The following is a 23,031-nucleotide window of genomic DNA, read 5'->3' as shown; positions in this document are numbered from 1 at the left end:
CGGGACCTGATAGGTAATGCTTTCCGGCAACCCGTCCAGCAGTGCTGCCGTCAGCTCTTCGAACGAAAGGGCGAGGACTTGCATCATCGGTTGTTGGTAATCCAGTGCAAATCCGTAAGAGCCCGGATTGTCTTCTAGTGTGTATCTCCGGAGATGTTGTTCCGCATAGTCTCTTTCCAGGGTCGGTCTTTCCGTGGCCAGAAAGTCGATGGTCTTCAGGCTCGGTGCCTCGACTCTTATCCGTGAATCAAGCCCCCCGCGCCTCCCAGTCTACGACTAACGTTTTTTGTCGTATGTTGCGACTGCTGCGGATACCGTCACCTATTCTCGCAATAATGTATTTACCTGCATCAGTGAAGCGAGAGAACATCACCTCTATTCGTTCGCTTCGCTCTGATTCACGTTCATGCTTTAGCGAACGCAATACACAAATGTATCCTTCCGTCTTCGGCGCAATGATCCATGCTGCCCAATCGCCGAAATCCGTCCACTCGGGCCATCGTTTCAGTTTTCAGAATAGTCGGAACGAAAGTACAGACGATCCTCGAGCCACTCGGCTTCGTCGTACGGTCCATTTCCAATGGAGGTGGCGATCTTGCGCCACCAATTCTAGTACCGAATCACCTCTGCGGCTTCGTCTGCGATAGCCGCACCGCTATCATCCATCTGCTGGAAATCGAAATTAGGCCAGGCCCTGCTGCTTTCGCCATTGAGTCCAATAGCTATTTGCGTTCGAGCGGCGTAGCGACCTAAGAGTCTGGCATACGTTTTCGAGCTTGGAAACGTCGGAGAAAAGCTCCTCGACGCGTTCACTGTTTTCTCGAATCCAGGCGATTTCAGTGTCGGTCGACGAGTACTCAATCTCGCTCTCCCTATTCAAGTACTGTTTGATAAGAGATACGCGGAACCAGTTATCCGGTGTGGCCAGTGCAGTGGGCGCTATGCCAAGCAACATCTGCCCTCTGTCATTGGTCAGATCCCAACTCAGTGTCGGTCCTGTTATTGTGAGCGCTGCATTGTTCGTTTCCACCCCGCTCGTGGTCGAGTTCGTAATATGATAGCGAGGGTCAAGATACAGCATTTCGAAATGTTTCAAAAAATACTCTAAAAGAGTTTTCATTTTCCGATCTTTCCGCCCGGCGGGACCCATGTGGTGTCGTTTATTTGGCGATATCCGTGTAACTCCAGATATCTTATTTCAGCGCCCGTAAAGGTATCAGGGTTAACCATATCGAATGGCACGGACAGGGTAACCTTGTCACCGTTCGCGATGGCAACATCGAGTACATGCTGATTCGCAGCCAGTCGTTCAACTGGGGTGGCCGAATTCCAGGCGTCCCCAATGTCGAAGTAACTGGCTCCGTGCTGCTGCGCGACTTCGATGTAGGAGGGGCCACCCCCGGCAGGCCTAAATGGTCCGAGTACCGTTTCGCCACTTCCCGTCAGGTGTTGTTCCGACAAGGCTAGAAGCTGATCGCTCATGTGATCGAGCGGGTTGTCCAACGTGAATTCCGGGCGGTCTGGATCCGTAACCGGCTGCGCGGGGCTGTCGGTCGCGTCCGGCGGGTGAGCATCGGAAGGCGAGCCGTCGTCCGGCGGGTGTGACCGGGGCGGACCGTCGCCATCAGCAGGCGGATGTGGCGGTGCGCCGTCGTCCGGCCGGTGCGGCGTCCCGTCATCCCCAAGCGGATGAGGGCTGCCGCCATGAAGCTGGTGTGATTCGGGCGGATGAGCCGGCGGTTCCCCACCGTGGGGCGGCCCACCGAACGACGATGGCACTTCGCCCGGGACTCCGCCTGTCGGGGAGGTGGGCAGGTGCGCTGCCGCGGCCGCCGGAGCGGCGGCCGCCGGCTGCTCCGCGAACGCGGCACTGGGAACGGACGCAGCCGGATTGCCGCCGGGTGAGGCCGGAACATGAACGGGCTCGGGCGGTTTCGAATGGGTGAGCGGCGCTGGCTCTAGGGGCGCGGATATTGGGGGCTTGTTCCCGGCTCCCGGTGGAACCGCAACAGGTTTGGGCGGCTCACCAGCGGGAGGCTTCTCGACGACCGGCGGCTTGGATTCCGTCGGGCTGTGCGGCAGGGGACCGCTGGCGGGTGCGGGCGCCGGCTTGGCCGGTGGCTCGGGTGCGGGGCTGCGCGGTTCCGGCGGCCTTGGCCCGCTTGGCGGTGGCTCCAGGGGCTTCGGCGGTTCGATAGGCGGGATTTTCGGAATCTCCGGCGGCTTGCCCCTCATCGCTCTCAGCGCGTCGGCGAGCGCGCGGGCCTTGCCGAACAGCTTTGCCAGCGGTCCCCCGGGCAGGGGCAGCGTGGCGAGGTCGACGGCGGTCCGACCGGCGGCTTCGGCCGGGTTTTGGCTCCATTCGTCCCAGTGAGTGATGCCCTTGCCGAGGGCTACCAAAGACTCCCCGACGCCCGGAGCACCCTCGCCCCCCAAACCGACCAGCGGCAGGGCGCCCTCGATCTGGCCGCTCACCGCCTTGCCATAACCGATCGGGTCGATCGTCATCCGCAAGGAGCTGATGTCCCAGACTCCCTTGATGAGTCCGCCGGCCTCCGACCACGCGCCCTTGGCGTACTGCCCGACCTGGTTGGTGGCCCGTCCCACCTCGGTGCCGTGCAAAAAGTGATCCCACTCTTTGCCCGCGTAGCGGCCCATATCGGTGGCGATCGTGACCGCCTCGGCGAGGGTGGCCGCGATCTCGCCTCGCAGCGCCTCCACCTCGGCGCTGAAATTGTCGACCACCGCGCGGATGTCGTCGGCGATCTTCTTGATCTCGTCTTCGTCTTCGTCGGTCAGAAACTCCCAGACCTCTTTGATACCGGTCAGTGGGTCACAGATGCGCGCCAGCAGATCCAGGATCGCCGCGTGCACCTTGTCGACGTTGGCGGCATAGCTGCCCAGCTGGGTCGCGATCTGCTGACACTGTTGCACCAGGCGAGTGGTGCTGCCGAAGGCGTCGGTGAACGCCCGATCGATGAGCGCGCCTTCAGGAATCTGTTGCGCGCGAATGGCTCCCATCGGCCCGCCGGTGCCAAGGATCTCTGCGACCGCGAACTGCGTGCCGGCGGCGCTCCACGCCGCGGCCGCGGCGCGCAACTTCCCCGAATCGGCTGTCGGCCAGATCATCCCGATATACGGCGCCACCCAGCCCCAGCCGGCCGGGGCGCCCTTACCGCTGCCCACCGAAGACGGCGGAGAGCCGGCCAATATCGGCCCGGTCACCGAGGGCGTGAGAAGCGGGCTACCGTGGCCGGACACGTTGGACAGCGCTTCGACCAGCGAGTAGTTGTGCGCCGACATCCGGACGCCATCACCGAGGCTGCACAACCCATTTCTGGTGGCCGCCATCGCCTCGATGAGCTTGGCCGCCGACCTGTCGTAGCTATGTCCGAGCGCTGCGCCGACGGGATCGTCGCCGGCCATCCCGGCACACCCCGACAGCGCGCTGGTCAACGTCGTGATCACCGAGCCCAAGCCCTCGCCGGCCGTCACCACCTCGGCACCCGCGCTGTCGAGAGCCGCGGGATCGACTGCCAGCGGCGCCATGGCTCACGACCACATGGACAGGTTCTGTGCCATCGCCCCGGTGTAGTTGCGGTGGGCGGTCTCACCCGCGGTCCGTAACTTCGCCAACGCCTCGCGCATCATCGCCTCGCCGCGGGCCCAGTGCTGATGGGCCTCGACGTGCGCCGCCGCGGCTTCCCCCGTCCAGGCCCCATGCAAACGCTTTACCCGAGAATCGATTTCGGCGAGCATCTCTTCGGCACGGCGCTGAAACTCGGTCATCCGCTGCACCGCATCGGCCAACGCTTCGGGGTCGACGCGAAACGCCTCAGCCACGGTAAACCCCGCGCATCTCCTGTGCGGCGCTCGCCTCGTTCTGGTCGTAAAGGCCGCCGGCCTGCCCCACCAGATGCGCCAAGATCGCCAGGCCCGTCTGCACCTCGCGGGCCCCCTTGTGCCACAGCTCCCACGCCGAGCCGTACGCGTCGCCCGACGCCCCGCGCCAGCCGCCCAACATCTGGCCCACCTGGTCATCGAGCTGCCCCAGCTCCGCCATCAGGTGCTCGGCCGCACCGCCAAGCGAGACCGCAAACTCCTGCATCACCATGGGATCGACGCGGAGCGTCCCATCAGCGCCCATAACCGCAAGCTAGTGAATTCAGGGCGGTCCCACAATTCACCCGGGACGCTCAGCCGCTGCCACACTGGTGGCCATGACCCAGCCAACGACCCGGCGGCGCGTAGAGCTGCTCACCCGGGAGGGCTGCACCCTCTGCGCGCGGGCGCACGCCCGGCTGGCCGAGCTGGCCGGCGAGCTCGGCTTCGAGCTGTCCGCGACCGACGTCGACGCGGCGGCGTCGGCGGGCAACCCCGGATTGCGGGCCGAGTTCGGCGATCGCCTGCCGGTGATCCTGCTGGACGGCCGTGAGCACAGCTACTGGGACGTCGACGAACCGCGGTTGCGCGCGGATCTCGCCCCCCTGACCACGCGGGCCCGGGAAGCGCGGCGCGGGCCAGTGACGTAGATCAATTATTTGGTAGCCCAGCTGATAAACGTTTACCGTGGACAGCAGTTCAGTTACTGGAGGAAGCAAGGGAGCTGGCCAGGTGATGCTGCTGTGAGCGTCCTGCTCTTCGGGGTCTCGCACCGCAGTGCGCCGGTCTCCGTCCTGGAACAACTCAGCATCGACGAATCCGATCAGATCAAGATCGTCGACCGAGTGTTGCAGTCACCGCTGGTCACCGAGGCGATGGTGCTCTCGACATGCAACCGGGTCGAGGTTTACGCCGTCGTCGACGCGTTCCACGGCGGGTTGGCGGTGGTCGGGCAGGTGCTGTCGGAACACTCCGGAATGTCGATGGGCGACCTGACCAAATACGCCTACGTCCGCTACAGCGAGGCCGCCGTCGAGCACCTCTTCGCCGTTGCCAGCGGCCTAGATTCGGCGGTGATCGGCGAGCAGCAGGTCTTGGGCCAGGTGCGCCGCGCGTACGCCGCCGCCGAGTCCAACCGCACCGTCGGCCGGGTGCTGCACGAGCTGGCCCAGCGGGCGCTGTCGGTGGGCAAGCGGGTGCATTCCGAGACCGGCATCGACGCCGCCGGCGCCTCGGTGGTGTCGGTCGCGCTGGGCATGGCCGAACGCCGGCTCGGCGGACTGGCCGGCAAGAACGGCGTGGTCATCGGCGCCGGGGCGATGGGCGCGCTGTCGGCGGGGCACCTGACCCGCGCCGGCATCGAGCACATCCAGGTGCTCAACCGCTCCCTGTCCCGGGCGCAGCGGCTGGCCCGCAAGATCCGTGAATCCGGAGCGCACGCCGAGGCGTTGACGCTCGACCGGCTGCCCGACGCCCTGGCGGGCGCCGACGTCGTGGTCAGCTGCACCGGGGCGGTCAGCCCGGTGGTTTCGCTGGCCGATGTGCACCACGCGCTGGCCGCGGCCCGCCGCTCGGACGTTGATGAGGCCGCGCACCCTTTGGTGATCTGCGACCTGGGCATGCCGCGCGACGTCGACCCGGCGGTAGCCGGGCTGCCCGGCGTCTGGGTCGTCGACGTGCAACGCGTCCAGCACGAACCGTCGGCGCATGCGGCGGCCAGCGATGTCGACGCCGCGCGCCACATCGTGGCGGCCGAAGTTGCCAGCTACCTGGCGGGCCAGCGGATGGCCGAGGTCACCCCGACGGTGACCGCGCTGCGCCAGCGCGCCGCCGACGTCGTCGAGGCGGAGCTGTTGCGCCTGGACAACCGGCTGCCGGGCCTTCAGAGCGACCAGCGCGAGGAGGTCGCCCGCACCGTGCGGCGGGTGGTGGACAAGCTGCTGCACGCGCCTACCGTGCGGATCAAGCAGCTCGCCAGCGCGCCCGGCGGTGACAGCTACGCCGAGGCGCTGCGCGAACTCTTCGAGCTCGACCAGACCGCCATAGACTCCGTAGCCGCCGTCGCTGCCGGCGAATTGCCAGTTGTGTCAACAGGATTCGACGCGGGAAACCCGCAACAGTCCGGCGAGTAGCTGATTGGCGCACGTGATCCGGATAGGCACGCGGGGCAGCCTGTTGGCCACCACCCAGGCAGGCGTCGTCAGAGACGCCCTCATCGCCAACGGCCACCCCGCCGAGCTGGTGACCATCACCACCGCCGGCGACCGCTCGTCGGCGCCGATCCAAACCCTGGGTGTGGGCGCCTTCACCACCGCGCTGCGGGAGGCCATCGAAGACGGCCGCGTCGACGCCGCGGTGCACTCGCACAAGGATTTGCCAACCGCCGACGACCCGAGGTTCACGATCGCGGCGATACCGCCGCGCAACGACCCCCGCGATGCGGTGGTGGCCCGCGACGGGCTGGTGCTGGGGGAATTGCCGCCGGGTTCGCTGGTGGGCACCTCGTCCCCACGGCGGGCGGCACAGCTTAGAGCATTGGGTCTCGGTTTGGAAATCCGCCCCCTACGAGGCAACCTAGATACCAGGTTGAACAGGGTAAGCAGTGGTGATCTTGACGCGATCGTGGTGGCCCGGGCCGGCCTGGCCCGGCTGGGACGCCTCGACGATGTCACCGAGACGCTAGAGCCGGTGCAGATGTTGCCAGCACCAGCTCAGGGCGCTCTCGCCGTCGAATGCCGCGCCGGCGATGAGTTGGCGGCGGTGCTGGCGGAGTTGGACGACGCCGACACGCGCGCGTCGGTCACCGCGGAGCGAGCCCTGTTGGCCGAACTGGAGGCGGGTTGCTCCGCACCGGTGGGCGCGATCGCCGAGGTGGTCGAGTCCATTGATGAGGATGGCCGCGTCTTCGAAGAGCTGTCGCTGCGCGGCTGCGTGGCGGCGCTGGACGGGTCCGACGTGATCCGCGCGTCCGGCATCGGCTCTCCCGGTCGGGCACGAGAGCTGGGGCTCTCGGTCGCCGCGGAGCTGTTCGAGCTGGGGGCGCGGGAGCTGATGTCGGCGGCACGGGAAGACCCGCGCGCGAGAAAAGAATGACGCTGAAATAGGGCCGAATAGGAAAGACTTGGGAGCGACAATGACGACGCGAGGGCGCAAGCCGAGACCGGGCCGCATCACGTTCGTGGGCTCCGGCCCGGGTGATCCGGGGTTGTTGACCACGCGGGCCGCGGCGGTGCTGACCAACGCCGCGCTGGTGTTCACCGACCCCGACGTGCCGGAGCCGGTGCTGGCGCTGATCGGCAAGGACCTGCCGCCGGTCTCCGGCCCGGCGCCCGCCGGTCCGGACGGCAGCGCCGACGGGGCCGCCGAGGGCGACACCGGCCAGGCCGCGCCCGCGGTGATCTCCGCCGGTCCCGACGTCCGCCCCGCGCTGGGCGAGCCGGCCGAAGTCGCCAAAACCCTTGTGGCCGAGGCCCGTTCGGGTGTCGATGTGGTGCGCCTGGTGTCCGGTGACCCGCTCACGGTCGACGCGGTCATCACCGAGGTGAACGCCGTGGCGCGCAGTCACCTGCACATCGAGATCGTGCCCGGCCTGGCCGCCACCACCGCCGTCCCGACCTACGCGGGGCTGCCGCTGGGCTCGTCGCACACGGTTGCCGACGTCCGCGGCGACGTGGACTTCGACGCGCTGGCCGCGGCTCCCGGCCCGCTGATACTGCAGGCCACCGCGTCGCACCTGCCCGACGCGGCCCGCGCCCTGATCGACCACGAGCTGGCCGAGGCCACCCCCTGCGTGGTGACCGCTCAGGGCACCACCTGCCAGCAGCGCTCGGTCGAAACCACGCTGCAAGGGCTGACCGATCCGGCCGTGCTCGGCGGCGCCGACCCGGCCGGTCCCCTGACCGGGCCGCTGGTGGTGACCATCGGCAAGACCGTGGCCAGCAGGGCGAAGCTGAACTGGTGGGAAAGCCGCGCGCTCTACGGCTGGACCGTGTTGGTGCCGCGCACCAAGGACCAGGCCGGCGAGATGAGCGAGCGGCTGACCTCCTACGGCGCGCAGCCGATCGAGGTGCCGACCATCGCCGTCGAGCCGCCGCGCAGCCCCGCCCAGATGGAGCGGGCCGTCAAGGGCCTGGTCGACGGCCGCTTCCAGTGGGTGGTGTTCACCTCCACCAACGCGGTGCGCGCGGTGTGGGAGAAGTTCGGCGAGTTCGGCCTGGACGCCCGTGCGTTCTCCGGGGTCAAGATCGCCTGCGTGGGCGAATCGACGGCCGACCGGGTGCGTGCCTTCGGGATCAGCCCCGAGCTGGTGCCGGCCGGGGAGCAGTCCTCGCTGGGCCTGCTCGACGACTTCCCGCCCTACGACAGCGTTTTCGACCCGGTGAATCGGGTCCTGCTGCCGCGGGCCGACATCGCCACCGAGACGCTGGCCGAGGGGCTGCGCGAGCGCGGCTGGGAGATCGAGGACGTCACCGCCTACCGGACGGTGCGTGCCGCGCCGCCGCCGGCGGCCACCCGCGAGATGATCAAGACGGGCGGCTTCGACGCGGTGTGCTTCACCTCCAGCTCGACCGTGCGCAACCTGGTCGGCATCGCCGGCAAGCCGCACGCGCGGACGATCATCGCGTGCATCGGCCCCAAGACCGCCGAGACCGCCGCCGAGTTCGGCCTGCGGGTGGACGTCCAGCCCGATACCGCCGCCGTCGGCCCGCTGGTCGACGCCCTGGCCGAACACGCCGCGCGGCTACGCGCCGAGGGTGCGCTGCCACCGCCGCGCAAGAAGAGCCGCAGGCGCTAATGGTCGCCGGGCAGGCGAGCGTGCGTGTTTGTACACCGACACGCCGTCGGGGCTGGCATTCTGCGCACGCTCGCGGTTACGAATGAGCATGAGCGCCTATCCGCGGCAGCGCCCCCGCCGGCTCCGCTCTACACCGGCCGTGCGTCGCTTGGTGGCGCAAACATCGCTGGAGCCAAGGCATTTGGTGCTGCCGATGTTCGTCGCCGATGGAATCGACGAACCGCGGCCGATCCCGTCGATGCCGAACGTGGTTCAGCACACCCGGGATTCGCTGCGCAGCGCCGCCGCCGATGCCGTGACCGCCGGGGTCGGCGGGCTGATGCTGTTCGGTGTGCCCCGCGACGACGACAAGGACTCGACAGGCTCGGCCGGCACCGACCCCGACGGCATCCTCAACGTCGCGCTCCGCGACCTGGCCAAGGATCTCGGCGACGCCACGGTGTTGATGGCCGACACCTGCCTGGATGAGTTCACCGACCACGGGCACTGCGGGGTCCTGGACGCCCGGGGCCGGGTCGACAACGACGCCACCTTGGCCCGATACGTCAAACTGGCTGTGGCACAGGCGGAATCGGGCGCCCACGTGGTCGGGCCGAGCGGGATGATGGACGGTCAGGTGGCCGCGATCCGCGATGGCCTGGACGCCGCCGGCTACGCCGACGTCGTGATCCTGGCCTACGCCGCGAAGTTCGCCTCGGCGTTCTACGGCCCGTTCCGGGAAGCGGTGAGTTCCAGCCTGTCCGGGGACCGGCGCACCTACCAGCAGGAGCCGGGCAACTTCCGCGAGGCGCTGCGCGAGATCCGGCTGGATCTCGACGAGGGCGCCGACCTCCTCATGGTCAAACCCGCTTTGGGTTATCTGGACGTTGTGTCTGCGGCGGCCGCGATTTCGCCGGTGCCGGTGGCCGCCTATCAGGTCTCGGGGGAGTACGCGATGATTTGCGCTGCGGCCGCGAACAATTGGATCGACGGGCGCGCCGCCGCGCTGGAGTCCCTGACGAGCATCCGGCGCGCCGGCGCCGATATCGTGCTCACCTATTGGGCCGCCGAGGCGGCAGGCTGGCTGCGATGACGACAGCGAGGGGCGCCGAAGAACGGCGGTTGTTCTACGAGCCGGGCGCCAGTTGGTGGTGGGTGGCGCTGGGCCCGGCGTCGGCCGGGTCCATGATCCTGATCGAGGTCTGGAGCGGTGCCCCGGTGTCGTTCGTGGTCCCGCTGATCTTCCTGGTGCTGGTGGCGGCGTTCGTGGGATTGCAGGTCAAGGCGGCACGGATCCACGTCTCGGTCGAACTGACCGAGGACGCCCTGCGTGAGGGCACCGAAACCATCCTGGTCCGCGAGATCGTCAAGGTTTACCCGGAGCCCGAGCATCACGAGGCGTCGGGCAAGGAGCTGGCGCGGTGGCAGTCGGCGCGCGCGCTCGGCGAGTTGGTCGGCGTCCCGCGCGGGCGGATCGGCATCGGCCTCAAGCTGACCGGGGGTCGCGTGGCGCAGGCCTGGGCGCGCAATCACCGTCAGCTGCGGGCCGCGCTGACCCCCCTGGTCCAAGAGCGGGTCGAGCCCGCCCGGTCCGACGTGGCCGACGACGACCGCTACGACGACGGACCGTCGCAATGATGGCCCGATTCCGCGCCCTGGTCGAACTGGGCCTGGCCTGCGCCGCGCTGGTCGGCGGGGCCGTGAGCTGGTTGCACGCGCGCCACATTCGCGGCGTGGCGCCCATCGCCGACGGGCAGCCTGCCACGACGTCGCTGGTCTATAACCCGCAGCTGCTGTTGCTGACCATGCTGCTGGTGACGGCCGCCGGGGTGCTGGCGGTGCTGGGAATCGCCCGGCTGCTGCGGGAGCGGCGCGTCAGGCCGAACACCCCTTAGAGTCGCTTGCCGGCCACGGCGGACCGTGGCAGCCGACCGGCTCGGGAGTGGCCGGCCAGCGTGTCGCCGTCGAGGATCACATCGAAAGCCAAGTTGAGGCGCATCGGTCGCGTCACATTCTGCCGCCAGGTCACCCGGTCCCGGTCGATCCAGATGTCCTGCAGCGCAACGGTGTCACCCTTGTAGGTGGCCGTGCCGACGGCGCCGTCAACGGTCTGTCTGAAGCTGTAGCGGACCGCCAGAGAGCCGATCGGCGTCTTGATCGTCACGTCCCAATCGCCGAACACGCTCATTCAAACCTCCACTGGTTCGCGCCCGGCCGGCTTCCACACCGTGCCGCGGCGTTCGTACTCGAACAGTTGCTCGACGGCGCGCGCGATCCTCGGCCCGTAGGAGCGCTCCAACAGATACAGCGCCAGGTCCAGGCCGGACGTGACCCCACCGGCGCTGATCAGGTCGCCGTCGTCGACCACCCGCGCCCGCACGGAGTGCACTCCGGTCGCCTCGAGGAGGTCCATGCCGAGGTGATGGGTGACCGCGTGGCGGCCCTCGATCAGCCCGCTCATGGCCAACGCCACCGAGCCGCCGCAAACGGTCGCCACGGTGACCGCGGGATTGTCGAACGCCTCGCGCATCAACGGCGTCAGCGCCGTCTCGGCTGCCCGGGCCAGCAGCACCGGGATCGTCACAACCCCGTCGTCGGGATCCCCGGCGATCGGCCCGCTGGCACCCGGAACCACCACATACCCCGGTCTGGCCGCGTCCAGCCGAGCGGCCGCCGCGAGCACCAAACGTCGGGTGCCGCTGACGACTTCGCGCTGGCCCTCGGCCGAAACCAGCTCCACGACGAGATCGCCGCCCACCGCGTCGCTGCCCGCGCAAAGTATTTCGAACGGGGCGATGACATCGAGCGGGTCGAACCCGTCGAACAACACGATCTGCGCATGCACGCGCACAACGATCGCCTACGCCCGATCCGCAGACCAGTGGCCAGAGAGTCATATGCCGCCGGTATATTGCCAACGTGCATCGGGTCGTCGTGGTGGCGCTGCCGGACAGCATCGCCTTCGATCTCGCGACACCGGTTGAGGTCTTCGGCCGGACCCGCCTACCCGACGGCCGCCCCGGATACGACGTCCGCGTGTGCGGTACCGAACCGGTGGTAACCGCAGGCCCTATGCGGATAGCGACCGAGTACGGCATCGACTCGATCGCAGAGGCGGATTCCGTCGTCGTACCGGGCCGCAGCGATGTCACGGCGCCGGCCCCTCGCGAGGTCATCGCGGCGCTGAAAGACGCGTACGCCAAGGGCATTCGGATCGCGTCGATCTGCACTGGCGCATTCACGCTCGCGGCGGCCGGGATCCTCGACGGCAAACGGGCGACGACGCACTGGTTGGCCGCGGACCAGTTCGGGGTCGCGTTCCCCGCCGTCACCCTCGACGCCGACGTGCTCTACGTCGACGAAGGCACGGTCCTGACCTCCGCCGGCGCCTCCGCGGGACTGGACCTGTGCCTGCACCTGGTTGCGCGAGACTACGGGTCGGCGGTCGCGGCGGACGCTGCGAGGCTGGCGGTGGCGCCACTGCACCGCAGCGGCGGACAGGCGCAGTTCATCGTGCGCAACCGGCGGCCCGCCAACACCGAACTCGCTGCGCTGCTGGCCTGGATCGAAGAACACGCCCACCAAGAACTCAATCTCGGCGATATCGCGGCCCAGGCGTCCACCAGCATCCGGACCCTCAACCGTCGATTCCAGGCGGAGACGGGCCAAACGCCCATGCAGTGGCTCACCGGCGTGCGGATCCGCCACGCGCAGGAATTGCTGGAACGCACACCCGACAGCGTCGAATGCATCGCCCACCACGTCGGCTTCCCGTCGGCGTCCAGCTTCCGGGAGCAGTTCAGACGCGCCGCCGGGGTGTCACCACAGGGCTATCGCAACACGTTCCGCTCTAGGCCGACTTCTTGATCAGCGGCAGCACCAGCTGGCGGCGGCTGACGATGGCGTCGGCCAGGTTACGGAGCGCCTCACAGACCGAGCGGGTGACCGGAAACATGGCCTCGCCGTCTGCGGAGCCGTCGCCCAGCAGCTCGACGACCGCCGGGCCGGCGACCAACGTCCACTCCAACCCGGCCGCGCGGCATTGATCGTCGACGTCGTGCAGGAGCGAAATCCCGGCCGCGGCAAAGTGACTCACGTCGCTCAGGTCGAGCACGAGCGGATTGCTGCCGGTGATGAAGCGCCGGATGTGCTCACCCAGGCGGTCGACGTTGACGGTGTCGACGTCGCCGCGGACGGTCACCACCGTCGCCAGGTGACGACACTGCGCCCGGATCTGGGCGCCATCGCAGTCGAAGGTGCCGTACCCTCGGCGAGTCGCGACGTCTGCGATAGTCATGAGTGCCCCACTTCCCGGAAACCTGTCCTCAACAGTGCCCGCAAAACCTAAGGGGACCGAAAGCCGGCTCTAACTCTTTGCTAAGAAGCGACTTTCGGGGGCTCTGCGCAGGCCAAAGCAACGCCGTGGCCCGCCCTTCGGCCCGGCGGGACCGCGTGCCACACCACCGCCCCTCCCGCCATCGCCGCGTTCCCGCTGTTAGGCTGCCAGGGCTGCCGATTGCTGGTCGGGGGGCAATCCAGAGGCGAACGAGACGGCACAGTCCAGGCGGAAAGAGCATCGTGCGCACCGGAGAGATCAGGGGAGAGATCAAGGCCCTGACGGGACTCCGCATCGTCGCCGCGCTGTGGGTGGTGCTGTTCCACTTCCGTCCGATGCTGGCCGATGCGTCGCCGGATTTCCGCGACGCGCTGGCGCCGCTGCTCAACTGCGGCGCCCAGGGCGTCGACCTCTTCTTCATCCTCAGCGGATTCGTGCTGACCTGGAATTACCTCGACCGCATGGGCCGGTCGTTTTCACCGCGCGCCACCCTGCACTTCCTGTGGTTGCGGCTGGCCAGGGTGTGGCCGGTGTACCTGGTGACGTTGCACCTCGCCGCCCTGTGGGTGATCTTCACCCTGCACGTCGGTCACGTGCCCTCGCCGGATGCCGGTCAGCTCACCGCGGTCAGCTACGTGCGGCAGATCCTGCTCGTGCAGTTGTGGTTTGAGCCGTTCTTCGACGGCTCCAGCTGGGACGGGCCGGCCTGGTCGATCAGCGCGGAATGGCTGGCCTATCTGTTCTTCGGCGTGCTGGTGCTGGTGGTGTTGCGGATGAAGCAGGCCACCAGGGCTCGCGGGCTGATCCTGCTGGCCTTCGCGGCGTCACTGCCGCCGGTGTTGATGCTGCTGGCCAGCGGCCAGTTCTACACGCCGTGGAGCTGGCTTCCGCGCATCGTGACGCAGTTCACCGCGGGTGCGCTGGCCTGCGCCGCCGTGCGCAGGCTGCGGCTGACCGATCGCGCGCGCCGACTGTCCGGGTACCTGGCCCTGCTCCTCCTGGCGGCCATGGTCGCCATCCTGTACTGGTTCGACGCGCACCCGATCAACGGAGTCGTGGAGAACGACAGCGGCGGGGTGGTCGACGCGCTGTTCGTTCCGCTGGTGATAACGCTGGCGATCGGCGTGGGCAGCCTGCCGCGAATCTTGTCGACGCGGGTGATGGTGTACGGCGGGCAGATCTCGTTCTGCCTTTACATGGTCCATGAGTTGGTGCACACCGCCTGGGGATGGGCCGTCGAAGAGTTCGAGCTCACGCCGCAGGATTCACCGTGGAAATGGAACGTCATCGCCTTGCTGGCGATCGCGGTGGGTCTTTCCGTCCTGCTGTATCACCTGGTCGAAGAGCCCGCGCGGCGCTGGATGCGCAGGATGGTCGACGTCCGGCCCGTCTACGACGAGAAGGTCGACGAGAAGGTCGACGAGAAGGTCGACGAGAAGGACGCAGCCCCCGAGCCGGTGAGCACCAAGCTGCATCCCATCGACGGTGGGCGGGAGCCGGTTTCGGCGCGCGCGGTGTGACGTTCACCTCGGTGGGCGCACCGGGTCGCAACCAGGACCCGTCGCTACCATGGCGGGAGCGGCCGGCCGCGCTCGAGCGGGTTGACGCCGGGTTCGCGCCGTTTCCTCGTACGATTCCGTTGAATTTGGATGCGGCACCCGACGATGCGATTCCCCGTGGAGGTAGTAGTGAGTCGTCTGGCCACGTTCATCGTCGGCCTCATCCTCGCGGTGGGCGTCGTGCTTGAGCAGCCGGCGCACCCGCCGCAGGTACGGGCCTACGACACGCTCACCCTGGATTCCCGCCTCAACCACGTCGCGGTGGTCGGCGACTCCTATACCACCGGCACCGACGAGGGCGGCCTGGGCCCGAAATCGTGGACCGCGCTGGCCTGGCACACGCTCGCCCAGCGCGGCCTGCGGATCGCCGCCGACGTGGCGGCCGAGGGCAGAGCCGGCTATGTGGTGCCCGGCGACCACGACAGCATCTTCGAGGACCTGACGGCCAGGGCGGTCAAGCCCGACGACGCGCTGGTGGTGTTCTTCGGCTCCCGCAACGACCAGGGCGTCGATCTGGGGCTGTTGGCCGGCAAGGCCCGCGACGCCTTCGATCTGGCCCGCAGGTTTGCCCCGAACGCGAGGTTGCTGGTGATCGGGCCGCCGTGGCCGACCGCCGATGTACCCGAGCCGATGCTGCAGGTTCGCGACGTGCTCAACGCCACGGCCCGCGCGGCGGGGGCGACGTTCGTCGATCCGATCGGCGACCGCTGGTTCGTCGACCGGCCCGACCTGATCGGCCCGGATGGCGTGCATCCCAACGACGCCGGACACGAGTATCTGGCGGAGAAGATCGCACCGCTGATCGGCATGCAGTTATCTCGGTGAGTGGGCGCCGGCAAAACGCCGGCCGCACAAGGTCTTTAGCGCCTCAGTCTTCGGCGTGGCGCTCGTAGTCCCATTGCTCTAGACGCGCTTGCAAGTGCATCAGGCCGACGCCAACGACTGGCGTGGCGGCCGCAATGCAAGCCAGCAGCAGGGGAGTCATCTCTTAAACCTCCAAACACCTTTCACTGATCTGACGTTCGTCCGCGGCGACAAGTTCATTACTTCCTCACCCATGGGTCAGCCGCCGCTCACGGCGCGGTCCGCCAGCGCACCGACCGCGGGTGTCAGCAGCCGCGCGTATTCGGTTGTCACGTGGTTGTCGTCGCGGAAAACCAGGGTGTTGCCGACGATCACCGGGCAACGGTCGGGGGTGCAGAACAGGTCGGTCAGGTCGGCGTAGTGCCCGCCGGCGGCGGCGGTCGCCGCCCGCTCGGCGCCGATACCGCCGTCGTCGACCGCGGCCGGCCGCGCCGGCGCGCAGGCCCCTGCGTCACCGAGATGTCCGGACAGGCAGGCGGGCACCGAGCCGTGCGGGTCCGGGACGGGGCCGAGGACCAGGACGGTCGCGCCGATCTGTCGTAACTGCGACACCGTGCGGCCCAGGGTGTCGAGCCACGCCGGGTCGTACGACGTGAAGCCGAAATCGGCGCCGTAGCGCCGACTCACGTCCAGCACGACGAGGCCCGGACGCTCGGCCTTCAACCGATCCACGATCTCGCCGCGCCACTGCTCGCACTCGGCGTACTCGCGGCCCAGATACGGGCTGACGATGTGCAGTTGCTGCAGCGGGCAGGTCACCTTGGCCAGCGTCTCCAGCCGCCAGTGCCGCTGCTCGGCGACCTGCCGGAACGCCGGCTCCCACATCGCGGCGTGCGAATCGCCGACCAGGGCCACCCTCGTCGGCGACGCGATATCACCCGTCGCGCACTCGCCCTGGCCCACCTCCCGCCACGATCGCACGCAGCCGTTGACGAAGACGGCCGCCTTGTCGGCGGGCGCTGTGGCGAGCGGAGGGTCGAGGTTGGACGGGACCGCGCGCAGGCCCGCCGACACCGCCAACGCGTCGCGAACCTGAGCGAAGGCCTGGTTGACCGCCGCCTCCTGCGGGCTGACGGCGACGACGTTCGGCGGCGGCAGCGTGGCGATGTTGGCCTTCTGGGCGGCGACCCCGTGGCCGGCCGGCACCGGTACCAGCGCCAGCAGCAGCACGCAGGCGCACGCGGCGACCCCGCTGGCGGCTCCGGCCACCAGCAGGCTGGACCTCACCGAGCTGCGCAGGGCCGCGGCGAACCGGCCGGGGTTTTCCACCAAGTGCAAGGTGATCACGGCAAGCCCACCGGACACGGCGGTCGCCGACAGCCGGGCCGGCAGGCCCGCGGGCTCGCCCAGCAGCTGCGGCATGAGCAGCAGCACCGGCCAGTGCCACAGGTACCACGAGTACGACACCCGCCCGATGGCCCGCATCGCCGGATGGCACAGCAGCCGGCCGGCGCCCAGCCCGCCGGTGGCGCAACCCCCGCCGATCACCAGCGCGGCGCCCAGCACGGGCAGCAGCGCCGCGGTGCCGGGGTATGGCGTGCCGCGGCCCAGCTGGATGCAGGTGACCGCGATCAGGACCAGACCGCCCCATCCCGCGATCGACGCGGGCAGCAGGGGCAGCCTGCGCCAGTGCCCGATCGAGAGGGCCACCAGCCCGCCGGCCGCCAGCTCCCAGGCGCGGGTGGGTAGCGAGAAGAACGCCCACGCCGGCGACGTGCGGGTCCACAGCACGGCGGCCACCAGCGACGCCGCCCCGACCAGCCCCAGGACCACCGCGTACGGGACGGCCCGTGATGCGGCGCTCGCGCGCACGCGCCGCACCGCCCACGCGGTGCCGATGATCAGCACCGGCCACACCAGGTAGAACTGCTCCTCGACGCCCAGCGACCAGTAGTGCTGGAACGGCGAAGGCGGCAGGTCCGACGCCAGGTAGTCGGTGCCCTGGGTGGCGAAGCGGTAGTTGCCGACGTACAGGGCACTGGCGATGCCGTCGGCGAAGACGCTGCGCGCCTGCAGCGGCGGCAGCGCGATGGCCGCAGCGAGCGCGGTGGCGACGCCGACGGTGGCCGCGGCCGGCAGCAGGCGCCGGGCACGCGCGCCGTAGAAGCGGCCGAGCGCAACGGTATTGGTGGTGCTGACCTCGCGCCACAACAGCCCGGTGATCAGGAAGCCGGAGATGACGAAGAAGACGTCCACACCGATGTAGCCGCCCGCGACGCCCGGCACGCCCGCGTGGTAGAGCACGACCGCGATCACCGCGACCGCACGCAGGCCCTCGATGTCCGGGCGAAATCCGTTCCGGGAAGCCCGCCGCTCCACTCGACGTGGGCTGCTGGCGGTGTCTTCCTGCCGGACTGTCATATGCGTGGGCTAGGTCGCCATCCAGGCCAGCTCGCCAGGCAATTGCGTTCGCCAGTAGCCGATGTCGTGTCCGCCCAGGGCGAAGCTGCCTGCCGGAGGTGTCTTCAGCTGGCTCACGAATTGTCTTGTGGCGAAATAGAAGCGGTCGAAGGTGCCGCAGTCCACCCGCAACGGAATCTGGTTGAGCGCGGGCAAGCCCGTCACGCTGTTTTGCACCCAGTCGTCGTAGCTGTCGAACGCGCCCGCCTCACTGCCGGTGAACGAGGTGTAGAGCGCCGGGCTGATCGCGCAGATCCCGGCCGTGCGCGCCGGACCCAGCTTGGCACCCAGGCGCAGCGCCCCGTAACCACCCATCGACCACCCCAGGAAGCCAACCCGGGAGGTGTCGAAACCCATCGACGACAGCATCGGCAACAGCTCTTCGAGCACCATCGCGCCGGGGTCCTCGCCGGATGCCCTTCGGTGCCAGTAGCTGTTGCTGCCACCGTCGACGCCCACCACAGCGAACGGCGGCTTGCCTTGCTTGACCAATTGGGCCAGTGCCTTCTCGGCACCGCAGTCCAGCATCATGTTGGCGTCGCCGTCCTTGCCGTGCAGCGCGATGACCGGACGGAGGGCGCCGGCTTCGGCCTTCTGCCCGGGGGGCAGGGCGATCACCCAGTTGGTCTTGACGCCGCCGCGCGCCGCGGAGACGAACGAGCCGGTCAACCGGTTGGGCAGGGTGCTGCCGGCCGCCGACGGCTCGAACGGGGCGGGGGCCTGCGGCGCGGGCGCCGCGTGCGGCTCGAGCGGATCCAGCAGCGCGCTCAGAACCCACGCGCCCGCGGCCGCCGCACTGGCACCGGCGCCCATACGCAGTACCGCACGGCGGTTCAGGTCAGGCACAGGCGTCATAATGCCCCGCCGACAGGGCGTTTTCGCCCAAGCCACGCCGTTTTGGAAGCATTGTGTGATTTCGCGTGATCTCTCGGTCGCGAAGAGGTGACCTTGGAAGGGCCGTACGCTTCCTGTTGCTATGTCGTTAACGCGGTGGGCACCGGCCGAAGATGTCGATCCGGTACGCCTCAGCGGCATGGTAGTGAAGCGTCTCGCCGTCGTTCTTGCTGTGCTCGGTGTCGTCGTCGCCTGTGTGCACCGACCCTCGACCCCGGCGGCGGAACCCGCGACCGCCACGCCCATCCGCCACCTGGTGGTCGTCTTTCAAGAGAACGTCTCGTTCGATCACTACTTCGGCACCTATCCCCACGCCGCCAACGTCGACGGCCAGCCGTTCACCGCCAAGGCGGACACCCCGGCGGTGGACGGCCTCACGCATGAGTTGTTGACACACAACCCGAACACGGTCCAGCCGATGCGCCTGGGCGGATCGGGCCAGCAGGTGACCTGCGATCAGGACCACGCCTATCAGGCCGAGCAGTCAGCATTCAACGGCGGCGCGATGGACCGCTTCGTCGAGCACGACGAGGGCGAGCCGTGTTCACCGCCGGCGTTCAACGCACCCGGGCTGGTGATGGGCTACTACGACGGCAACACCGTGACCGCGCTGTGGAACTACGCGCAGCACTTCTCGATGAGCGACAACTTCTACAACACCACGTTCGGGCCGTCGACGCCCGGTCACATCAACCTGGTGTCGGGCCAAACCCACGGAGTGACAAGGACGTTCATGCCGGGTGGCCAGCCCTTCCCGCCGCACATGGTCATCGAGGACAGCGGTAACGGTCAAGGCACCCTCATCGACGATTCGCAGCCGTTCGGCGACGACTGCTCGTCGCGCGACCAGGTGCAGTTCAGCGCCACCAACAAGAACGTGGGCGACCTGCTCAACGCCAAGGGCATCACGTGGGGATATTTCCAGGGCGGATTCAAGCCGACCGGACGCAGGCCCGACGGCACGGCGGAATGCGGCGCGACCCACAACATCGGCGAGATCCTGGGTGGGACCGGCAAGGCCGGCTCGTTGGCGTTCGGCACCAAACCGGACTACGTCCCCCACCACGAGCCGTTCCAGTACTACCCGTCGACCGCCAACCCACACCACCTGCCGCCGAGCGCGACGGATCAGATCGGCCGCACCGACCAGGCCAACCATCAATACGACGTCTCGGACTTCTGGACCGCCGCCGACGCCGGTCACCTGCCGTCGGTGAGCTTCCTGAAACCGCCCGCCTACCAAAACGGGCACGCCGGCTACAGCGACCCGCTCGACGAGCAGCGGTTCCTCGTCGACACGATCAACCATCTGCAGCGGCTGCCGCAATGGCGCGATACGGCGATCGTCGTCACCTATGACGACTCCGACGGCTGGTACGATCACAAACCTTCGCCGATCGTGTCGGCGTCGGCGACGCCCGAGGATTCGCTGAACGGTCCGGGCCGTTGCGGTGATCCGGCCGCCGCGCCCATCGCCTACCAGGGACGCTGCGGACACGGCCCCCGGCTCCCGCTGCTGGTGTTATCCCCTTATGCCAGAGCGAATTTCGTGGATCACACGCCGACCGACCAAACGTCGATCCTGCGGTTCATCGAGGACAACTGGAGCGCCGGCCGCGTCGGCGACCACTCGTTCGACGAGGGCGCCGGGGCGCTTTCGGCGATGTTCGATTTCACCGGCCCGACCCGGCCGGCACTGACCCTCGACCCGGGCACCGGCAACCCGCAGTAGCGTCAGCCGCAATCCAAATCTGGAAGGTTTCAACCCTCCCGCGGCCCGGCCATGTCGCGCAGCATTCGAGGTTGGGCAGAAGGGCTAGAAGGAGAATGGATGAGCCTGGCATTTCACTGGTTTTTGCCGACTTATGGGGATTCGAGGAACCTGGTGGCGGGCGGGCACGGCACCGCGATGCACGGCGACCGGCCCGCGAGTTTGCGCTATCTGCATCAGATTTGCGCGGCCGCCGAAGACAACGGCTTCGAGGCGGTGCTCACGCCGACCGGATTGTGGTGTGAGGACGCATGGTTGACGACGGCGATGCTGATCGAGGGCACCGAGACACTGAAGTTCCTGGTCGCGTTCCGTCCCGGGCTAGTCAGCCCCACGCTGGCCGCGCAGATGGCGGGGACCTTCCAGCGGCATTCGGGCGGACGGCTGCTGCTCAACGTCGTGACCGGCGGTGAGCCGCACGAGCAGCGGGCCTACGGGGACTACCTGGACAAGGAGTCGCGCTACGCGCGCACCGCCGAGTTCTTGCATGTGGTCCGGCAGCTGTGGACGTCGCGGGAGCCGGTGACCTTCGCCGGAGACCACATCCGCATCGACGGCGCACAGCTCAACAACCCGCCCGACCCGATACCCGCGGTGTTCTTCGGCGGATCGTCGGCGGCGGCCGGGCCGGTCGCGGCCAAGTACTCCGACGTCTACCTCACCTGGGGCGAACCGCGGGCCGCGGTCGCGCAGAAACTGGACTGGATCCGGGGGCAGGCAACCGACAGTGGGCGAATTCTGCAGTACGGCTTGCGGATTCACGTGATCAGCCGCGACACCTCCGAACAGGCGTGGGCCGAGGCCGACCGCCTGCTCGCGGCCGTCGACCCCGCCGACGTCGAGCGGGTGCAGGCCAGCCTGGCGCGCAGCGAGTCCGAAGGCCAGCGCCGCATGTTGGACCTGCACGGCGGCGACAGCGGCCGGCTGCTGGTCGGGCCGAACCTGTGGGCCGGGGTCGGGTTGGTGCGCGGCGGCGCGGGCACCGCGCTGGTCGGGTCGCACGCCGAGGTGGCCGAACGGCTGGCCGAATACGCGCGGCTGGGCATCACCCACTTCATCCTGTCGGGCTATCCGCACCTGGAGGAGGCCTACTGGTTCGGCGAGGGCGTCCTGCCGCTGCTCGAGCGAAAGGGCTTGTGGCAGCACCCCAATCGCACCTCACAACCGGCACCGGCGACGCCGTTCGCGGTCGCCTCGGCGCACTAGGCCATGGCCACCACGCTGCCCGACGCGGCGCTCGCCGCGCCGCAAGGCCACGACGAGTCCGACGTCGAACGCCGTCGGCGCCTGCGCATCGTGATCGCCGCCAGCCTGCTCGGCACCACCGTGGAGTGGTACGACTTCTTCCTCTACGCCACCGCGGCCGGCCTGGTGTTCAACAAGGTGTTCTTCCCGGACGCCAGCTCGCTGGTGGGCACGCTGCTGGCGTTCGCCACTTTCGCCGTTGGCTTCGTCATGCGTCCGGTCGGTGGGCTGGTGTTCGGCCACATCGGCGACCGGATCGGCCGCAAGCGGAGCCTGGCGTTGACGATGCTGGTCATGGGCGGCGCTACGGCGTTGATCGGAGCGTTGCCCACCGCCGCGCAGATCGGGGTCTGGGCGCCGATCCTGCTGCTGGCGCTGCGCATCCTGCAGGGCTTTGCGCTGGGCGGCGAGTGGGCCGGCGCCGTGCTGCTGGCCGTCGAACACAGCCCACCCAAACGCCGCGGCCGCTTCGGGGCCGTCCCGCAGGTCGGATTGGCGCTCGGATTGGCCTTGGGCACAGGCATATTCGCGATCCTGCAGGTCGCGCTGGGGCAGGTCCGGTTCCTCGCCTACGGCTGGCGCATCGGGTTCCTGCTGAGCGTGGTGCTGGTCGTGATCGGGATCGTGGTGCGGTTGCGTGTCGAGGAAACCCCGGCCTTCCGCGAGCTGGCCCAGGCCGAGACCTCATCGACGGTGCCGATTCGGGAGATCGTCGGCGAGCCGCGTTCCCGGCGAAACACGGTGCTGGGGCTGCTGTCTCGCTGGGCCGAAGGCTCGGCGTTCAACACCTGGGGCGTTTTCGCGATCAGCTACGCCACCGGCGCACTGGGTTTGCATCGGGTGTCGGTGCTGGTGGTGGTGACGATCGCGGCGCTGCTCATGGCCGTGCTGCTGCCGCTGTCGGGGGCCCTGACGGATCACTTCGGCCCGCGGCGGGTGTATCTGGCCGGCGTGGCGTGCTACGGCCTGGCGGCGTTTCCCGCCTTCGCCCTGTTCGGCACCAGGAACCTGCTCTGGTTCGGGCTGGCGATGATCGTCGTGTTCGGTGTGGTGCACGCGCTGTTCTACGGCGCCCAGGGCACCCTGTATTCGGCGCTGTATCCGACCCGCACCCGCTACACCGGTTTGTCGTTCGTGTACCAGTTCTCGGGCATCTACGCGTCCGGTGTCACGCCGATGATCCTCACCGCGCTGATAGCGGCCGCCGGTGGCAAGCCGTGGCTGGCGTGCGGCTATCTGGTCGCCACGGCCGTGATCAGTGTGGTCGCCACGGCGCTGATCCGCGATCAAGACCTGCACCTCTGAG

At 68.4% G+C, this 23,031-nt stretch carries 22 protein-coding genes; 13 read left to right on the top strand and 9 right to left on the bottom strand.

Annotated features, from left to right (window positions below):
* Window positions 1-682 precede the first annotated feature (682 nt).
* The 4 genes from A5764_RS27670 to A5764_RS18280 are packed head-to-tail and all read right to left on the bottom strand — an operon-like array spanning window position 683 to window position 4,147.
* Window positions 683-1,120, bottom strand: a complete 438-nt coding sequence (locus tag A5764_RS27670) for a hypothetical protein (RefSeq protein WP_082951774.1) — start codon at window positions 1,118-1,120, stop codon at window positions 683-685.
* A complete protein-coding gene (locus A5764_RS29475; RefSeq protein WP_067115109.1) occupies window positions 1,117-3,549 on the bottom strand; it encodes a hypothetical protein in 2,433 nt (810 codons plus the stop codon). Before A5764_RS29475 ends, A5764_RS27670 begins: the two co-directional genes overlap by 4 nt.
* Before the next feature lie 3 nt (window positions 3,550-3,552).
* A complete protein-coding gene (locus tag A5764_RS18285) occupies window positions 3,553-3,843 on the bottom strand; it encodes a WXG100 family type VII secretion target (RefSeq protein WP_067115108.1) in 291 nt (96 codons plus the stop codon).
* Entirely contained in the window at window positions 3,836-4,147 is a 312-nt protein-coding gene (locus A5764_RS18280; RefSeq protein WP_067115106.1) for a WXG100 family type VII secretion target, read from the bottom strand. Before A5764_RS18280 ends, A5764_RS18285 begins: the two co-directional genes overlap by 8 nt.
* A gap of 73 nt (window positions 4,148-4,220) precedes the next feature.
* Here A5764_RS18280 and A5764_RS18275 point away from each other — a divergent pair, with 73 nt between their 5' ends.
* The 7 genes from A5764_RS18275 to A5764_RS18245 all read left to right on the top strand — a co-directional run bounded on the left by A5764_RS18275 (window position 4,221) and on the right by A5764_RS18245 (window position 10,551).
* Window positions 4,221-4,532 carry a glutaredoxin family protein gene (locus tag A5764_RS18275; protein ID WP_067115104.1) on the top strand — a complete coding sequence of 104 codons (312 nt, stop codon included), beginning with the start codon at window positions 4,221-4,223 and terminating at the stop codon, window positions 4,530-4,532.
* Between the two features lie 93 nt (window positions 4,533-4,625).
* Complete coding sequence (locus A5764_RS18270; protein ID WP_067115102.1) at window positions 4,626-6,014, top strand: glutamyl-tRNA reductase; 1,389 nt, start codon at window positions 4,626-4,628, stop codon at window positions 6,012-6,014.
* 13 nt (window positions 6,015-6,027) lie between these two features.
* Window positions 6,028-6,975 (top strand): hydroxymethylbilane synthase, encoded by a 948-nt coding sequence (hemC, locus tag A5764_RS18265; protein WP_067115184.1) that lies wholly within the window; start codon window positions 6,028-6,030, stop codon window positions 6,973-6,975.
* Between the two features lie 40 nt (window positions 6,976-7,015).
* Window positions 7,016-8,677, top strand: coding sequence for a uroporphyrinogen-III synthase (locus A5764_RS18260; RefSeq protein WP_067115100.1), 1,662 nt, complete (start codon window positions 7,016-7,018; stop codon window positions 8,675-8,677).
* Window positions 8,678-8,759: 82 nt separating this feature from the next.
* On the top strand, window positions 8,760-9,749 hold the full coding sequence (gene hemB, locus A5764_RS18255; protein ID WP_082951773.1) for a porphobilinogen synthase: 990 nt from the start codon (window positions 8,760-8,762) through the stop codon (window positions 9,747-9,749).
* Entirely contained in the window at window positions 9,746-10,294 is a 549-nt protein-coding gene (locus A5764_RS18250; protein WP_067115098.1) for a DUF3093 family protein, read from the top strand. The genes hemB and A5764_RS18250 overlap by 4 nt, the downstream gene beginning before the upstream one ends.
* Window positions 10,291-10,551: a hypothetical protein gene (locus A5764_RS18245; RefSeq protein ID WP_067115096.1), complete on the top strand. Its 261-nt coding sequence runs from the start codon at window positions 10,291-10,293 to the stop codon at window positions 10,549-10,551. The genes A5764_RS18250 and A5764_RS18245 overlap by 4 nt, the downstream gene beginning before the upstream one ends.
* Here A5764_RS18245 and A5764_RS18240 read toward each other — a convergent pair.
* Together A5764_RS18240 and A5764_RS18235 are read right to left on the bottom strand one after the other, a co-directional pair.
* Window positions 10,548-10,844 carry a hypothetical protein gene (locus tag A5764_RS18240; RefSeq protein ID WP_067115094.1) on the bottom strand — a complete coding sequence of 99 codons (297 nt, stop codon included), beginning with the start codon at window positions 10,842-10,844 and terminating at the stop codon, window positions 10,548-10,550. The genes A5764_RS18245 and A5764_RS18240 overlap by 4 nt on opposite strands.
* Window positions 10,845-11,501 (bottom strand): DJ-1/PfpI family protein, encoded by a 657-nt coding sequence (locus A5764_RS18235; protein WP_067115180.1) that lies wholly within the window; start codon window positions 11,499-11,501, stop codon window positions 10,845-10,847.
* A gap of 74 nt (window positions 11,502-11,575) precedes the next feature.
* On the opposite strand from A5764_RS18235, the gene A5764_RS18230 reads away from it, so the two are divergent.
* Window positions 11,576-12,523: a GlxA family transcriptional regulator gene (locus A5764_RS18230; RefSeq protein WP_067115092.1), complete on the top strand. Its 948-nt coding sequence runs from the start codon at window positions 11,576-11,578 to the stop codon at window positions 12,521-12,523.
* Here A5764_RS18230 and A5764_RS18225 read toward each other — a convergent pair.
* Window positions 12,507-12,953: an STAS domain-containing protein gene (locus A5764_RS18225; protein ID WP_067115090.1), complete on the bottom strand. Its 447-nt coding sequence runs from the start codon at window positions 12,951-12,953 to the stop codon at window positions 12,507-12,509. The genes A5764_RS18230 and A5764_RS18225 overlap by 17 nt on opposite strands.
* Before the next feature lie 281 nt (window positions 12,954-13,234).
* Between A5764_RS18225 and A5764_RS18220 the strand changes: the two genes are divergently transcribed.
* Both A5764_RS18220 and A5764_RS18215 read left to right on the top strand, forming a co-directional pair.
* Entirely contained in the window at window positions 13,235-14,512 is a 1,278-nt protein-coding gene (locus A5764_RS18220) for an acyltransferase (protein WP_067115088.1), read from the top strand.
* Window positions 14,513-14,680: 168 nt separating this feature from the next.
* Window positions 14,681-15,376, top strand: a complete 696-nt coding sequence (locus tag A5764_RS18215; RefSeq protein WP_067115086.1) for a GDSL lipase — start codon at window positions 14,681-14,683, stop codon at window positions 15,374-15,376.
* A 237-nt stretch (window positions 15,377-15,613) separates the two neighbouring features.
* Here A5764_RS18215 and A5764_RS18210 read toward each other — a convergent pair whose 3' ends face one another.
* Together A5764_RS18210 and A5764_RS18205 are read right to left on the bottom strand one after the other, a co-directional pair.
* The gene (locus tag A5764_RS18210; RefSeq protein ID WP_067115084.1) at window positions 15,614-17,776 is read right to left on the bottom strand and encodes an acyltransferase family protein; all 2,163 of its coding nucleotides are present in this window, start codon (window positions 17,774-17,776) and stop codon (window positions 15,614-15,616) included.
* 9 nt (window positions 17,777-17,785) lie between these two features.
* A complete protein-coding gene (locus A5764_RS18205; RefSeq protein ID WP_067115082.1) occupies window positions 17,786-18,670 on the bottom strand; it encodes an alpha/beta hydrolase family protein in 885 nt (294 codons plus the stop codon).
* A 121-nt stretch (window positions 18,671-18,791) separates the two neighbouring features.
* Between A5764_RS18205 and A5764_RS18200 the strand changes: the two genes are divergently transcribed.
* The 3 genes from A5764_RS18200 (at window position 18,792) to A5764_RS18190 (ending at window position 23,030) form a co-directional block, all read left to right on the top strand.
* Window positions 18,792-20,441, top strand: a complete 1,650-nt coding sequence (locus tag A5764_RS18200) for a phospholipase C (protein ID WP_231989748.1) — start codon at window positions 18,792-18,794, stop codon at window positions 20,439-20,441.
* A gap of 99 nt (window positions 20,442-20,540) precedes the next feature.
* Window positions 20,541-21,686 carry an LLM class flavin-dependent oxidoreductase gene (locus tag A5764_RS18195; protein ID WP_067115078.1) on the top strand — a complete coding sequence of 382 codons (1,146 nt, stop codon included), beginning with the start codon at window positions 20,541-20,543 and terminating at the stop codon, window positions 21,684-21,686.
* Window positions 21,687-21,689: 3 nt separating this feature from the next.
* A complete protein-coding gene (locus A5764_RS18190; RefSeq protein WP_067115076.1) occupies window positions 21,690-23,030 on the top strand; it encodes an MFS transporter in 1,341 nt (446 codons plus the stop codon).
* The last annotated feature ends 1 nt before the right edge of the window (window position 23,031 follow it).

Source organism: Mycobacterium sp. 852002-51057_SCH5723018 (assembly GCF_001667035.1).
GTDB lineage: Bacteria > Actinomycetota > Actinomycetes > Mycobacteriales > Mycobacteriaceae > Mycobacterium.
Note: the sequence above shows the minus strand (reverse complement) of the source record. Positions and strands in the feature narration are given on the sequence as shown.